The sequence below is a fragment of the Dyadobacter jejuensis genome, assembly GCF_003149085.1.
GTDB classification, from domain to species: domain Bacteria; phylum Bacteroidota; class Bacteroidia; order Cytophagales; family Spirosomataceae; genus Dyadobacter; species Dyadobacter jejuensis.
This window is the reverse complement of record NZ_QGDT01000010.1, coordinates 66,442-80,488: the sequence shown is the minus strand read 5'-3', so window position 1 is coordinate 80,488 and position 14,047 is coordinate 66,442. Positions and strand designations below refer to the sequence as shown.

Below are 14,047 nucleotides of genomic sequence, written 5' to 3'. Positions count from 1 at the left end.
TCTCATTAGAAGGGGAGGGGGCATTTAAGCCTGTGAAAGGACTTTTTCTATTCTGGCCACTAATTCATCCACCGGTTGTTCGCCCTCCAGCGTATAATCGGCCATGGCGTAAAATGGGGATCTTTCTCGTATTTTTGCCTCTAGAGTGCCCAATAAGGACACGGCCCCTGACAAAATCGGACGGTCGTCCTTGGCATGCTTTTCGATTCGTTTGGCCAGCACTTCCGCCGGAATATTCAGAAATACACTAATCCCGAGCGATTTGATGGTGGTCATATTGTCAAAAAAGCAAGGGGTTCCGCCTCCGGTAGCTACTACCAAGCCTGCTTCTGGTTTTAACTCGAGGAGGGCTCGAAGTTCTACTTCTCTAAAATAGGCTTCCCCTTTAGTTTTAAAAAGATCAGATATTTCCATACCCTCCAACGCTACGATTCGTTGGTCGAGGTCTATGAATTGATACCCTAAACGGGCGGCAAGTCGTTTGCCTACGGTGGTTTTGCCAGAGGACATCATGCCCACTAGGATGATATTTTTCATCAGAAGTTCCTTATATAGATAACGAGTCTGTAATTAATTAGCGGACCAAGGTCAATACGTCTTGGGCGGTAGGGGTGTCATTATAATGCCATTTTCCTTTGACAACACCGTCTTCTAGCAACCATAGACCAGGATTGGACCGAGAAATAGTTTTTAGAACAGTGCCATCTACAAAATAATAAGGAGCATTTAGCTGATGTTGTTCAATAAAGCTTTCTATCCGATCGCTACTTCCCGAGCTGAGTATAATAGGCTGAACATCGGAACTCCCTAGTTCAGTAATAAGCTTTTGAATGCCAGGCAATGCGGCGGTATTGATATCGGTAAAGTTCTTTAGAATTACAAAGAGCTTTTTACCCTGAAAAGATTCTTCTGTAAAATCGATATCACCCTTCCAGACTCTATAATCGGTGATTTTAGGAGCTGCTTCTGGATTTAACACCACCATATCCTTATAGGTGAGCGTGGTGTCGCTAGGGTATTGTTCGTACTTAAAGGTTTCCCCATTTTTCTCGAAAATATATTGGTACCGAAAGGCTTCCGACGGCTTCATCTGTTCCGGAATACTAGCGCCTACCCGGTAAGGTAGTAAGTCGATAAGGGGTAAATGGCGCAGGGCATAAAAGGCCACACCCAAGGAGCCTACCGTAGCGAGCATGACCAACATTCCGGTAGGCAGCGCTTTGAATTTGGATCGATAAAGGACGATAATAATAATGAGTACTAGTAAGAAGAGATCCTTACCGAACGAAGTCCAGGGAGTTAGTTTTATAGCGGCGCCAAAGCACCCGCAGTCGGTCACCTTATTGAAATAGGCCGAATAGAAGGTAAGGAAGGTGAAAAATAGGATGATCAATAAGAGTAGCCAAGAGGTAGTCTTAGGCTTGTAGCCGAGCAGTAAGGCAATTCCCAGCACTACTTCGGCCACACATAAGAACACCGAAAAGTAAAGGGCAAAGGGCACCATGGCCATAAAAAGGTCGTGAAACGGAGGCAGGTCTGCGGCGAATACTTCAAAATACTCTTCTAACTTATATTGTGTGCCAACCGGATCGTTGAGTTTTATTAGGCCTGAAAAGATAAATAATAGACTTACTATAACTCTCGAAATCTGGGCTAGGATCTTCATATTAAGGGTCGTTTTAGTATAGATTCTTTAGTTGGTCTGGAGGGCATTGGACTGTATCAGGCAGAACACCGAATAGTTGATGATGTCTTGATAGCCTGCCTTCACGCCTTCCGAAACCAAGGTAACACCATGGTTGTCTTCAATCTGTTTAATCCTCAGTAGTTTCATGAGAATGATGTCGGTCATGGAGCTAATGCGCATGGCCCTCCAGGCTTCACCATAATCGTGATTCTTGTTAAAGAGTAGTTCTTGTACCTCCAAAACTACCTGCGAATAGGCCTGGCTTAAGTCGGATTCTGGTTCTGTGGTGTCCAATAGCTCTATTTGAATCAAAGCCATCACGGAGTAGTTGATGAGACCAATAAACTCACCAGCTATAGCGTCTTCCACTTTTTGTTGTCCTTTTTCTTGGATCGTACGTATGCGTTGTGCCTTGATATATAGCTGGTCAGTAATGGAAGGAAGCCTTAGTATGCGCCAAGAGGTTCCATAATCCTGATTTTTTTTTGTAAAAAGATCTTGGCAATGCTGAATGATTTCCTGATATTCCGCTTCTGTGGATTTCACGTCGTGTTATCTGATTAACTTAACTAAATATGCCGCAAGTTAGTAAAAAAACGCTCAATGTAGGTGGGCGGTTAGTCGACCTTTCTATCCCTAAGGTAATGGGAATACTAAATCTTACTCCAGATTCCTTTTATCATGGCAGTCGAATAGCCTCTGTTGACCAACTGATCGATATTGCGGGGAGCATGTGGGAGCAGGGGGCCAGTTTTATTGATATTGGTGGGTATTCTACCCGTCCAGGGGCGATCGATATCAGTGTGTCCGAAGAGCTGGATAGATTGATGCCGGTCGTCGAACCGCTTAATAAATTCTTACCTGAAATTATCATATCTGTTGATACTTTTCGTTCAGAAGTTGCAAAGTTAGTAGTAGCAAAGGGTGCGCATATTGTTAATGACGTGTCGGGAGGGACTTTGGACCCCCATATGTTGCGGGAGGTTTTGGCGCTGAAGGTACCCTATGTACTGATGCATATGCGGGGGACCCCACAAACGATGCAGCAGCTGACGGGGTATGGGAATGTGGTGGAAGATGTGATTCGTGACCTCCTTCCTACGATCCGACGGCTCGAGGCCGATGGGTTAGCCGATATCATTGTGGATCCAGGGTTTGGATTCGCTAAAACACAGGCACAGAATTTTGAATTATTGCGTCATTTGGATGCTTTTCAGGCATTAAATTTGCCCATACTGGTGGGGGTGTCCCGAAAAGCAATGGTATGGAGGACCTTAGGCTGCGCACCACAGGATGCGCTGAACGGAACGACTGCCTTGCATATGCTGGCAATCGAAAGAGGGGCCTCCATTTTAAGGGTTCATGATGTACGGCCGGCTGTAGAAGTTATAAAACTATGGTCAGAAACACATACATTACAATAATATTTTGGTAAATTAGCTGGGTATTTTTAACTTTTTTATGCGGATTGGTTTTTTGGATATTCATTGGACGGACGTTCTCGATATCTTTTTAGTGACAGTGTTGTTGTACCAGGTATATACTTTGGTACGGGGAAGTATAGCCAGTAGGGTATTTATGGGCTATCTTTTTGTTTATTTCTTCTACTTGGTCGTTCGCGGTTTGGGCCTGGGGCTTATGACGGCCATTCTTCAATATTTTATGGGGGTAGGTGCCGTGGCATTGATCGTTATTTTTCAACAGGAAATACGGCGGTTTCTGCTTATTATCGGTAAGTCGACTATATATACCAATAATGGAATCATGAAAAGGATTCTGGGCAATGCGGTAATAGATGTAAAATCACAAAATTTGAAAGAGATCGTAGAGGCCAGCAAAGCGGTGGCAGCCAGCTTTACCGGTGCCCTTATCGTGATCAATAAAAAGGATGACTTGGGGAAATATATAGAAACAGGGGATATTTTGGATGCGAAGCTCTCCAAGCCCTTGCTGGTTTCCTTGTTTAATCAGTACAGCGAGCTTCATGATGGAGCCGTATTGGTGATTGATGGCCGTATTAAAGCTGCGCGTTGTGTGTTACCCGTGGCCGACGGTATCGACATTTCTTCCTCCTTAGGCTTCAGGCATAGGGCCGCTATCGGAATGAGCGAAGCTACCGACGCTATTGTGATCGTTATTTCTGAGCAAACCGGTAAGATTTCCCTAGCCATTGAAGGAGAGTTGATTTCAAATGTGCCTGGTTCGGAACTCTTCAACCGATTAACAGAGTATTTATCGTCCGATATGAAGCAAATGGCAGAATAAAAGACAAAAAAATCAACATGATGTTTGTCTATTAAAAGTGTTATTCTTACTTTTGTCAACCGATTGAGAATAGACTCATATATATCATTAGAAAATGGCAAATCATAAATCAGCATTAAAAAGAATTCGTGCAAACGAAACAAAGCGTTTGCGCAACCGTTATCAGCATAAAACTACTCGTTCTTATGTTAAAAAATTGCGTGAAACAACCGACAAGACTGTAGCGATTGAAGTGTACAAGACCGTTTCAAGCATGCTAGATCGTTTGGCAAAGAAGAACATTATTCATAAGAAAAAAGCTTCTAACCAGAAATCTAAACTGGCTAAGCTTGTTAACTCTTTGGCAGTTGCTGCATAAATATTAGTAAGATAATATATAAAAATACCCTGATGGTTTTCCATCAGGGTATTTTTATTTTTAGGCTTTATCAGCCATTTATTTATCCCGTTCGAAGCCACTAAATGACGGCTGTAGCCCGATGGAAATTTGGCATAAAATGAGGCCAAACCTTCTATTTACCCATTTTTTTATTAAATTGCAGAATCGTGAAAGAAACTTTAATGAGACATTTCGGTCTGTTGAAGTTTCTTTTGGCATGTTATAAGGCATGTATTGTATTAAATAATTAAACCTAATTTATTAACAATTTTATGAAAAGAATCGCCCTTTTTGCCGGTTTAATCGCCATGGGATCGGTGCCAGCCGTAGCCCAGTCTACCATTGATTTTAATGCCAAAGGAATCGTTGTTTTGTCTGACGGTGACATGGAAGCTTCGGCTTTGGTAGACGGAAAGTTATTGACCGACATCGCTGCGAAAGATCAATTGACCACTATTAAGTTTCCTGCCGTAAGAGGCACTAAGGGGGTAGGTAGTAGTATTATCGCAAATTCGGTCATAGGAAATACCAAAACAATGGCCGTTCCTACTTTTGGTCGGTTGGCATTTGTATTAGAAAATAAAGTTCGCCCTGCAGATGGAACTGCAGAGTACAAAGATATATTGTCGGAGTTCCCCATCGGAGAGAAGCTATATGTTGTCGATATTTCTAACTTGGCAGATCCTAAAGCTAAATTTGGATTCCCAGTAGGGAAAAATCCTACGTCCATCGATATTAATAAGAACGAGTTGATAATATCTACCAGCGAAGCTGGAAAAGAGTTGGTATTTATAGAAACAGCAGCCGATGGTAAGCCTACTCGTTTCCTTAATTTACCGGCTGCCATCGATTCTACTACCCGTATTGTAGACCTTTCATGGCATCCATCTGGTGACTTTATCGCCTTTACCTTAGATAACCACGAGGTAGGAATCTATAAGGTGATTCGGGAAGCTGGAAAATTGAAAAATGTGGACTTGCTAGGCAAAACCATTAAAGTAGGTAGCAACCCAACTTTTGGTTCTTTTTCTCCAGATGGTAAGCATTATTTCATCGTTGACGGTAAAAGTGTCCAAGGCAAGGGAACAGAGGCAGGAGAGTTATTGGTAGTAGACTTCTCGATGGATGGTTCGGCAGAGCACAAAATAGCCAGCCAAACCAATATTGGAGTAAACCCAGGTTCTTTTGCGATTAGCCCTGACGGTAGCCTATTAGTAGCGGTTAACGCCGCCAAAAGTGGTTCACAATGGACTGAGCCAGGATCGGGAGTAGGTTCATCGTTGAATCTTTTCAAAATTGGTGCTGATGGTACACTATCTAAAGTGGCCGATTACCCCTTCGAAGGAATCTACCCACGTAGTGTAGCCTTCGATAAAGACGGATCCAACATCGCCGTAACAGTATTCGAATATCTAGAGTTTGGTACTGGTAACGGGGGGGTAGAGTTCTGGACGGTAACCAAAGGAGATACACCTGCTCTGAAGAAACAAGATGCGAAGGTAAGTCTTGGTAAAGGTGCTCATACGGTACGTGTGATTCCTTGATGGAAGATAAAACCAAATAGTTATTACTATAAGGACCGGCCTCGTGCCGGTCTTTTTAGTTAATAACATCCCAAATGGGCTAGGCTTTCTAGGTCATGCGCCGATTTCGTTCGTCTTAAGACGGTTCTACGAAGGTATAGTCCTGCCGACTGGGGCCTTTAAGGCGGCTAACTGGGGGAGCAGCCATTGGAAGTATTCCTTCGGTTTTAATAGGTCATATTCTATATATTCATCTCGAAATGTGTAGTTTTGCACTTTCGTTCATAAAAAAAAGATTAAACAATGCTTACGGTACAAAACGTGTCGCTACGATACGGTAAAAGGGTTTTATTTGATGAAGTGAATATTAAGTTCGTACCCGGAAACTGTTACGGTGTCATTGGGGCGAATGGAGCCGGAAAATCTACCTTCCTAAAGATACTTTCAGGAGAAATAGAGCCTCAAACTGGCTTGGTTAGTTTGAATCCGGGTGAACGATTGACTTTTTTGAAACAAGATCAATTCGAGTTTGACGCGTATTCAGTGATGGATACCGTGATATTGGGCCATGAAAAGCTCTATAAGGTCATGAAGGAGCGTGAGGCCATCTATGAGAAGACCGACTTTACCGATGCCGATGGTGAGAAAGCGGCCGAGTTAGAGGCGGAGTTTGCCGACCTCAATGGATGGGACGCCGAGACCGAAGCCGCCCAATTATTAAGTGGCCTGGGCTTAGGAGAAGAGCTTCACGCGACGATGATGGCCGAGCTCAACGCCAACGACAAAGTTCGAGTTTTATTGGCGCAGGCACTTTTTGGTAATCCAGACGTGCTACTTCTAGATGAGCCTACCAACAACCTAGATGTTGAAACGGTGCTGTGGCTAGAAAACTTCCTGGCCGATTTTAAGAATACCGTCATTGTAGTGTCTCACGATAGGCACTTCTTGGATGAAGTATGTACCCATGTGGTCGATATCGACTTCAGCAAGGTTCAGATGTTCTCGGGGAATTACTCTTTCTGGTACGAATCGAGCCAATTGGCATTGAAGCAGCGCCAGGATGCCAATAAGAAGGCGGAAGACAAGAAAAAGGAGCTTGAAGAATTTATTCGTAGATTTAGTGCCAACGCTTCGAAATCGAAACAGGCGACCTCACGCCAAAAACTCCTTGAAAAGCTTACCGTAGAGGATATTAAGCCATCTTCTAGGAAATACCCTTACATCGCCTTTAAGTCGGACCGTGAGGTGGGCGATCAAATACTAAATGTAGATGGCCTCTCCAAGACTGCTGAGGATGGAACGGTGTTATTCCGTAACCTAAGCTTCAATGTCAACAAGGGGGATAAGATAGCTTTTATAAGCAAAAATGTATTAGCAGTGAGTGCTTTGTTCGACGTCTTGAATGAAGAAACCAAGGCCGATACAGGGACTTATAATTGGGGAGTTACCATTACCAAATCGTACTTTACTAAGGATCCTACCTCTTTCTTTGACGTGGACCTTAATCTGGTAGATTGGCTGCGTCAGTATTCCGAGGAAAAAGATGAGAGTTTTATTAGAGGGTTCTTGGGACGGATGTTGTTCTCTGGTGAGGAATCACTTAAAAAAGCGGGAGTTCTTTCTGGAGGAGAAAAAGTACGTTGTATGCTCTCTAGAACGATGCTTTCGGGATCGAATGCATTGATTCTTGACGATCCTACCAACCATTTGGATCTTGAATCGATTACTGCACTCAATAATGGTTTGATCGATTTTACAGGCTGTCTGTTATTTTACTCCCATGATCACCAGTTTGTGCACACGGTGGCTAACAGAATCATCGAAATAGGGCCTAAGGGTGCTTTGGATAAACTGATGAGTTACGATGAGTACCTACACGACGATTATATAAAAGAGCAGCGTAAGCAGCTTTACTAACAATAAAAAAAGGAGCCCAAGCGGGCTCCTTTTTTTATGGGAGGTATTCTTTGTATTGTTCTAAAACTTCTGCCGGTGGGCCAGTCCATATGTTGGGGGTGTTCCCGACGTACCCGATATCATCTATACCAATTTTGGAAGTGTAGAAGCCCGAAGCCGTCAGGTTGCGCATGAGGGTGAAAAACGCGACACCTTGGCTAAACTGTGGTTTGGCGTTTCTGGGATAAGCAATGTCGTCGACAATATTGATCCTTTGGTCGTGACTTAGATTGACAAAGTTCTTTTTAAATCGTTTGTTCGATTCAATATCTAACCACTTAAGTCCACCTCGAAGAGGTACTTGGTGCTGAGGCATATCCTTAACGATAAAGGCTATAAAGTCAGGTACTCCAGCACTACTGGCACTCCCTGATACATCGTCGGCAGGGATGATGATATCGGAAAGTACGGTAATTGTTGCCAATTCTTCCTTCGTCAAATAGGTCTCCTTCATGAGTTTGGCATCACGAATGGCTTCCTCCTTGGTACGGCCTGCAGGAATTTCTATCTCCTCATTCCCTGTTTCAACTGCGCTGGCTTGTTCCCTTTGCTCGGCCAGAGCCATCTGGGGGTTAATCGACGCCAACCCAAGTGAACTAAAGGTAAGTGCTTTTAGCGAATCTCTACGTTTCATATTGTTACTTGTTATACGGCTGAGTGATTACATTTTTTTTGTTTTCACCTGATTGATAATATAGTCGGAAGCCCTCATTGACAGGGCCAGGATGGTCCAGGTAGGGTTTTTGTCCGCTTGCGAAACAAATGAACCGCCATCCACTACAAATAAGTTTTTGGCGTCGTGGGCTTGAGAGAATTTATTTAAGGCGGAAGTCTTTGGGTCGTTACCCATACGTACCGTTCCTACTTCATGGATAATCCGTCCCGGTGCTTCCAGTCCATAATTATTGCTCGCGTCCGGTTTGCTACCATTGGGTACCCCTCCTAAGGAATGAATTATTTCTTCGAAGGTATCCTGCATATGCTTAGCCTGCTTGATCTCATAATCGGACCAATTATAGTTGAACCTCAGTACAGGTATCCCGAATTTGTCGACCGTATTGGGGTCTATCTCGCAGTAGTTGTCATAACTGGGGACAGCCTCTCCTCGGCCCGCCATACCAACATGGGCACCATAAAAGCGACGGTGGTCTTCTTTGAGGCTGGCGCCGTATCCGCCTGCTTGGCGCATGGTGCCATCGGAGGTGGGGTATTTGCCATTAAGACTTTCTATTCCAGAGCCAAAGCCATAGCTAGGCATACCCATACCACCACCATATTCGATATGGTAACCTCTAGGGAAATCTAGCTTTTTGTTGTCGAGCCACCAAGGGGTGTATACATGCAAGCTACCAACCCCGTCTTCATTATATCGTTTTCTTTCCATCAGATGTGGAAGGAATGCACTCCGGTTGGCTCCTGTAGAGTCGTGAAGGTAACGTCCTACTACTCCGCTGGAGTTGGCTAGGCCATTGGGGTGTTTATCAGATTTTGAATTGAGCAATAATCTTGCCGATTCACCGGCACTTGCCGCCAGAATAACCGTTTTAGCAAGAATAGTATGTTCAGTAAGTTTTTCCCGATCTACATACGAAACTCCCGTGGCTAGTCCAGTTTTAGGGTCGGTTAATACTTCCCGGGCCATGGCATTATTGATCAACGTCACATTCCCCGTTTTTAGGGCAGGAATCACCAATACCGAGGAGGAGGAGAAGTCGGCATAGGCCTGGCAGCCCCTGCTACATTGCCGGCAATAAAAACAAACGCCTCGTTCGTCATTAATAGGTTGGGTCAAAATGGATAGACGCGATGGAATAACCGGGATATTGATTTTTTTTCCGGCCTTTTGAATAAACATCTCGTGTAACCTTGGCGCTGGCGGTGGAAGGTAAATACCGTCTGGTTCGTTGTCCAGGTTTTCAACGGTTCCAAATATCCCAATCAGCTTATCTACCTGGTCATAATATGGTTTTACATCATCGTAACCAATGGGCCAGTCGTCGCCTAGTCCATCGATGCTCTTCCTTTTGAAGTCCTTAGGGCCGAAACGCAGGGAGATGCGCCCCCAGTGGTTGGTACGCCCACCCAGCATCCTCGAGCGAAACCAATCGAATTGGGTGCCATTTTTACGGGTATATGGTTCTCCATCAATTTCCCAGCCTCCCCAAGCGGCATCAAAATCACCAAAGGGGCGGTGGTTGCCCGCTCCCCGTCTTGGCGACTCCCAAGGCCATTTGAGTTGATTGATATACTTAGGGTCAGCAGGGTCGAAATATCCACCGGCTTCTAGCAATGCTACCTTTGCTCCGGCTTTAGCCAGTTGATATGCAGCCATTCCACCGCCTGCTCCTGAGCCTACAATGCAGACGTCAAAAACGGTCGGTTGTTCTTTTATTTGAAACATAGCCAAAAATGTATTTAAGAAATAGAATATTGAATAAATATAGGGATAGTCTTTTGTAAATATTTTAAAAATAGCTTTTTTTTCGGCTAATTTAAAATGAATCTAAGCATGTATTACTGTCTTTTGTTCTGTTAAATATCAAAAAAATACTTTAAATCAGGAAGCTAATATCCTGATTCCTGACAATGGGTTTAATAGGATATTTTGAATTTACTTACCTTTGTGTTTTGTAAAATGATATACGTGGCTACAATTACTGAAAGCATTGAAGCCGCCAAGGAAGTCCTGGATCGGGGCGAACTGGTGGCCATACCCACTGAGACTGTTTATGGACTGGCAGGCAATGCCCTGGATGTGGATGCAGTGCTCAAAATTTTTGATACTAAAAAAAGACCGGCCTTCGATCCTCTGATCGTTCATACCCATACGTTGAAGAAGGTAGAGGAGTTGGTGCGTACCATCCCCCTTGCGGCTAGGCAGTTAGCGGAGGCGTTCTGGCCAGGACCGTTGACGTTGCTACTGCCCAAGTCGGAGCTCATTCCCGATTTGGTTACTTCTGGTCTGGACACCGTAGCGATACGTATCCCCAAGCATCCAATGACCTTGGAGTTATTGGCCATTTTGGACTATCCTTTGGCGGCCCCGAGTGCCAATCCTTTCGGTTATATAAGCCCCACAACGGCCGAGCATGTCAACCAGCAACTTGGTGGTGAAATAGAGCTAATACTGAATGGCGGAGAGGCTGAAATAGGAATTGAGTCGACCATTATAGGTTTTGAAGATGGAAATCCCGTCGTGTACCGTTTGGGGGGCTACGCCATCGAGGAGATCGAGCGCGTGGCGGGTCCGGTTAAGGTATTTCCTCATTCCAGCTCCAACCCTCAGGCACCGGGCATGTTAAAAAGTCATTATGCCCCAAGAAAGCCTTTTTATCTGATGGAAAGAGGCCAATTAGCGCAGGATCAGTCAGTCAGTACTGGCTATTTGCTTTTCGATCGGTACTTGCCCGACGTAGCGGAGTCCGACCAGCTGTTGCTCTCTCCTACGGGGGATATGCAGGAGGCTGCCAGAAATTTGTTTTCCTATTTGAGAAGATTAGATCAGCTCTCTTATGCTAAAATATTCGCTGAGGAGGTGCCAGAAATAGGACTGGGAAGGGCTATTAACGATCGTTTACGGCGTGCGGCTGCCCATTAGTCCTGCCCCCCGACATACTAACGGGTAGGGGGAGGGGGGCGTAGGCATTATTCATAGAATTGAGGATGAAAATTCATGAGGAATACTTCTTCGGTAGCCCTGGTGATGGCTGTGTAGAGCCACCTGAGAAACTCGGTATTGATTTGCTCTTCTGGTAGATAACCCTGATCTATAAATACGGCGCTCCATTGCCCTCCTTGCGCTTTATGACAGGTTAGGGCATAAGCAAATTTAATTTGCAGTGCGTTGAGGTAGGGGTCTTTTCTTAGGGCCTCCATACGCTCCTTTCTAGATTTTATGTCCGCATAATCCTGTGAAACACTGTCATAAAGCTTACGGTTCTCTTCCGAGGAAAGCGAAGGGCTGGCGGTATGAAGGGTGTCTAGCATGATTTTGGCTTCAAAAGGCGGTTGTTTTTCATAGTCGGTAAGCCTTAAGGTAGCGTCGGCGAAGCGGGCGCCATGCATCTCTTCTATGTTTCTTAGTTTAAGGAGTTCCACAAAATCTCCATTCGCAATAAAGCCAGCTGGGGAATCTTCTGAAAGCGTGCTATAATTGTTGCGGACAACCATCAATCTATCGCCGGCGTCTAGCTCCTCCTCCGAGAAGTGGATGGCCCTTCGGATATATTGGTTGTATTGAACGGCGGTCTTATTGGAGCGGGTCAATATGATCACGTTTTCTTGGCCATACTTATCATAAGCATAGCGAAGCCCTTCCTCCAGTTTTTCACCGGTCATCCTGAATAGATCTTTGAAGGGTTTGGTTTGAATTTTGATTTGAGGAAGGCTTTCCGCCAATTCATTTCGAAGATTGGTGGCGTTAAAAAGGATGCCGGACTCTAAATCTTGGCGCATCACCTCCCGAAGTTCCTCCTCATAGACCGACATGTAATAGCTGCTTTCTAGATAAGCCTGGTCCAAAGCAGGACTAAGCTGATGCCCCACGGGTGGTAGCTGGGCCACGTCGCCTACCAGCATCAGCTTGTTACCCGGATTTTCGTAAACATACTCAATCAGGTCTGAGAGTAAGCTATGGCTCCCATAATCCGCTTCATCGGTTATCATAGAGGCTTCGTCCACAATGAATAGCGTATCGTTGTGGTAGTTTTTTTGCCTCTGGAACACTAGATTCCCCGAGTGGGAGTCAGCAGTTTGTTTGTATATTTTTTTATGGATGGTGAGGGCTATCCTTTCAGAATAATTGGACATCACCTTGGCCGCCCGGCCCGTGGGAGCCAGTAACACCGACTGATAACCAAATTGTTTTAAAATTTTGATCAAGGTACTGATAATGGTCGTTTTACCGGTCCCTGCATATCCTTTCAATATAAATCCATCACGATACCTTTCTAGGCCGGGTATATCGACCAAGAATTCGTCCATTTGTTTGAAAAACCGCAATTGACCCTCTGTAGGGCGAAAAGGAAACCGTTTAGACAACAAGTGGGAGGGGAGTTTTTCATTTTGATCCATGGCGACGAAACTACTAATGTGTGGTATAATTTCAAAATCCATATAGGGTGCGAAAATATACCGGGAATAAGTTGGATTTTTTGATTGTAAATGAATATATTAGGATGCAATTTATACATAAAACTAACTTATAGCGATATGCAAGTATTTCAGATTCTTGAAGGTAAGACAATCGATGCTATTTGGTCTATTCATGCTGGTAACACCGTTTTTGAAGCCTTGGAATTAATGTCCACCAAAAATATCGGGGCGGTTTTGGTCCTAGAAGGTGAGAAATTAATAGGTATATTTTCAGAAAGGGACTATGCCCGTAAGGTGATCTTGCTGGGGCGTGCCTCTCGCGATACCCTAGTGGGGGAGGTCATGACCTCCAAGGTGATTACCGTGGAGATCGACCAAAAAATTGAAGAATGTATGCAAATCATGTCTGAAAAGCATATTCGACATTTGCCCGTTAATGACAAAGGGAAACTTGTAGGGATTATATCGATCAACGATATTGTGTCGGCTATCATAAGAGAACAAAAGGCCCATATTAAATCCTTGGAAAGCTATATTTCGGGAAGCCCCCTCTAAGGATTCTACGCCGTGATGTTGTTCCTGATGCGTTGTTGCCTATCTTTGCGTTCATCAATCGCCGAGGCCAATGGATAGAAGTCTACATATCGACCAACATTATGGCGGCCGGATTCGGGTTCGGGTATGTGGCGTTTTGGTAGAGAGCGATTCCATACTTCTTGTAGGGCACCAGCAAGGAGCACATCCAGAGAACCTGTTTTGGGCACCACCCGGTGGTGGAGTCGACTTTGGAGAAGAGATGGAGCAGGCTTTGAAAAGAGAGTTTTTGGAAGAAACGGGGCTGGATATTGAAGTGGAGGAATTGTTGTCAGTCTCGGAGTTTTTGGACCATCCCTTGCATGCCGTTGAGTTGTTCTTCAAAGTGAAGGTTAGGGCCGGACGACTGGTGAAAGGACAAGATCCTGAAATGGAGAAGGACCAGCAAATCATTAAAAAGGTCATGTTTGTACCGGCATCTCATTTGGAATCCATGCCAGATGCAAACAAACATGTAGTACTGCGGAAATTTAAGTCTTTAGATGAGGTAGCCCAATGGAAGGGTTTAATTCCTCGTACCGAAGCTTGATTTTTTTATTATTTTAGAGC

14 protein-coding genes are annotated in these 14,047 nt (G+C 44.5%); 8 read left to right on the top strand and 6 right to left on the bottom strand.

Going from position 1 to position 14,047, the window contains the following annotated elements; all coding sequences use genetic code 11:
• Positions 1 to 24: 24 nt before the first annotated feature.
• From CLV98_RS17055 to CLV98_RS17045, 3 genes are read right to left on the bottom strand one after another with little or no spacing between them, the layout of a single operon-like run.
• Entirely contained in the window at positions 25 to 537 is a 513-nt protein-coding gene (locus tag CLV98_RS17055; protein WP_109676131.1) for a shikimate kinase, read from the bottom strand.
• A gap of 37 nt (positions 538 to 574) precedes the next feature.
• Positions 575 to 1,666, bottom strand: a complete 1,092-nt coding sequence (locus CLV98_RS17050) for a BT_3928 family protein (RefSeq protein WP_109676129.1) — start codon at positions 1,664 to 1,666, stop codon at positions 575 to 577.
• 27 nt (positions 1,667 to 1,693) lie between these two features.
• A complete protein-coding gene (locus CLV98_RS17045) occupies positions 1,694 to 2,233 on the bottom strand; it encodes a DUF1599 domain-containing protein (protein WP_109676127.1) in 540 nt (179 codons plus the stop codon).
• A gap of 29 nt (positions 2,234 to 2,262) precedes the next feature.
• Here CLV98_RS17045 and folP point away from each other — a divergent pair, with 29 nt between their 5' ends.
• The 5 genes from folP (at position 2,263) to CLV98_RS17020 (ending at position 7,771) form a co-directional block, all read left to right on the top strand.
• On the top strand, positions 2,263 to 3,111 hold the full coding sequence (gene folP / locus CLV98_RS17040) for a dihydropteroate synthase (RefSeq protein WP_109676125.1): 849 nt from the start codon (positions 2,263 to 2,265) through the stop codon (positions 3,109 to 3,111).
• A gap of 37 nt (positions 3,112 to 3,148) precedes the next feature.
• Positions 3,149 to 3,952 (top strand): diadenylate cyclase CdaA, encoded by an 804-nt coding sequence (gene cdaA, locus CLV98_RS17035; RefSeq protein ID WP_109676123.1) that lies wholly within the window; start codon positions 3,149 to 3,151, stop codon positions 3,950 to 3,952.
• A 94-nt stretch (positions 3,953 to 4,046) separates the two neighbouring features.
• Positions 4,047 to 4,310, top strand: coding sequence for a 30S ribosomal protein S20 (gene rpsT, locus CLV98_RS17030; protein ID WP_090335882.1), 264 nt, complete (start codon positions 4,047 to 4,049; stop codon positions 4,308 to 4,310).
• Between the two features lie 293 nt (positions 4,311 to 4,603).
• Positions 4,604 to 5,875 carry a lactonase family protein gene (locus CLV98_RS17025; RefSeq protein ID WP_109676121.1) on the top strand — a complete coding sequence of 424 codons (1,272 nt, stop codon included), beginning with the start codon at positions 4,604 to 4,606 and terminating at the stop codon, positions 5,873 to 5,875.
• A 282-nt stretch (positions 5,876 to 6,157) separates the two neighbouring features.
• Complete coding sequence (locus CLV98_RS17020) at positions 6,158 to 7,771, top strand: ABC-F family ATP-binding cassette domain-containing protein (protein WP_109676119.1); 1,614 nt, start codon at positions 6,158 to 6,160, stop codon at positions 7,769 to 7,771.
• 34 nt (positions 7,772 to 7,805) lie between these two features.
• Here CLV98_RS17020 and CLV98_RS17015 read toward each other — a convergent pair whose 3' ends face one another.
• The gene (locus CLV98_RS17015; protein ID WP_109676117.1) at positions 7,806 to 8,444 is read right to left on the bottom strand and encodes a gluconate 2-dehydrogenase subunit 3 family protein; all 639 of its coding nucleotides are present in this window, start codon (positions 8,442 to 8,444) and stop codon (positions 7,806 to 7,808) included.
• A gap of 27 nt (positions 8,445 to 8,471) precedes the next feature.
• Positions 8,472 to 10,211: a GMC family oxidoreductase gene (locus tag CLV98_RS17010; RefSeq protein WP_109676115.1), complete on the bottom strand. Its 1,740-nt coding sequence runs from the start codon at positions 10,209 to 10,211 to the stop codon at positions 8,472 to 8,474.
• 243 nt (positions 10,212 to 10,454) lie between these two features.
• On the opposite strand from CLV98_RS17010, the gene CLV98_RS17005 reads away from it, so the two are divergent.
• On the top strand, positions 10,455 to 11,408 hold the full coding sequence (locus CLV98_RS17005; RefSeq protein WP_229203428.1) for an L-threonylcarbamoyladenylate synthase: 954 nt from the start codon (positions 10,455 to 10,457) through the stop codon (positions 11,406 to 11,408).
• Between the two features lie 47 nt (positions 11,409 to 11,455).
• Here the strand turns inward: CLV98_RS17005 and CLV98_RS17000 are convergent, their stop codons facing one another.
• Positions 11,456 to 12,883 carry an ATP-dependent DNA helicase gene (locus CLV98_RS17000; RefSeq protein WP_109676335.1) on the bottom strand — a complete coding sequence of 476 codons (1,428 nt, stop codon included), beginning with the start codon at positions 12,881 to 12,883 and terminating at the stop codon, positions 11,456 to 11,458.
• Between the two features lie 138 nt (positions 12,884 to 13,021).
• Here CLV98_RS17000 and CLV98_RS16995 point away from each other — a divergent pair, with 138 nt between their 5' ends.
• A complete protein-coding gene (locus CLV98_RS16995) occupies positions 13,022 to 13,459 on the top strand; it encodes a CBS domain-containing protein (RefSeq protein ID WP_109676111.1) in 438 nt (145 codons plus the stop codon).
• Between the two features lie 70 nt (positions 13,460 to 13,529).
• A complete protein-coding gene (locus tag CLV98_RS16990) occupies positions 13,530 to 14,027 on the top strand; it encodes an NUDIX domain-containing protein (protein ID WP_109676109.1) in 498 nt (165 codons plus the stop codon).
• Positions 14,028 to 14,047 lie beyond the last annotated feature (20 nt).

Coding starts and splice junctions, on each gene's coding strand:
- cdaA (WP_109676123.1), top strand. CDS start 3,149: ATGCGGATTGGTTTTTTGGATATTCATTGGACGGACGTTCTCGATATC.
- CLV98_RS17055 (WP_109676131.1), bottom strand. CDS start 537: ATGAAAAATATCATCCTAGTGGGCATGATGTCCTCTGGCAAAACCACC.
- CLV98_RS17020 (WP_109676119.1), top strand. CDS start 6,158: ATGCTTACGGTACAAAACGTGTCGCTACGATACGGTAAAAGGGTTTTA.
- CLV98_RS17015 (WP_109676117.1), bottom strand. CDS start 8,444: ATGAAACGTAGAGATTCGCTAAAAGCACTTACCTTTAGTTCACTTGGG.
- folP (WP_109676125.1), top strand. CDS start 2,263: ATGCCGCAAGTTAGTAAAAAAACGCTCAATGTAGGTGGGCGGTTAGTC.
- CLV98_RS17050 (WP_109676129.1), bottom strand. CDS start 1,666: ATGAAGATCCTAGCCCAGATTTCGAGAGTTATAGTAAGTCTATTATTT.
- rpsT (WP_090335882.1), top strand. CDS start 4,047: ATGGCAAATCATAAATCAGCATTAAAAAGAATTCGTGCAAACGAAACA.
- CLV98_RS17025 (WP_109676121.1), top strand. CDS start 4,604: ATGAAAAGAATCGCCCTTTTTGCCGGTTTAATCGCCATGGGATCGGTG.
- CLV98_RS16995 (WP_109676111.1), top strand. CDS start 13,022: ATGCAAGTATTTCAGATTCTTGAAGGTAAGACAATCGATGCTATTTGG.
- CLV98_RS16990 (WP_109676109.1), top strand. CDS start 13,530: ATGGATAGAAGTCTACATATCGACCAACATTATGGCGGCCGGATTCGG.
- CLV98_RS17000 (WP_109676335.1), bottom strand. CDS start 12,883: ATGGATCAAAATGAAAAACTCCCCTCCCACTTGTTGTCTAAACGGTTT.
- CLV98_RS17010 (WP_109676115.1), bottom strand. CDS start 10,211: ATGTTTCAAATAAAAGAACAACCGACCGTTTTTGACGTCTGCATTGTA.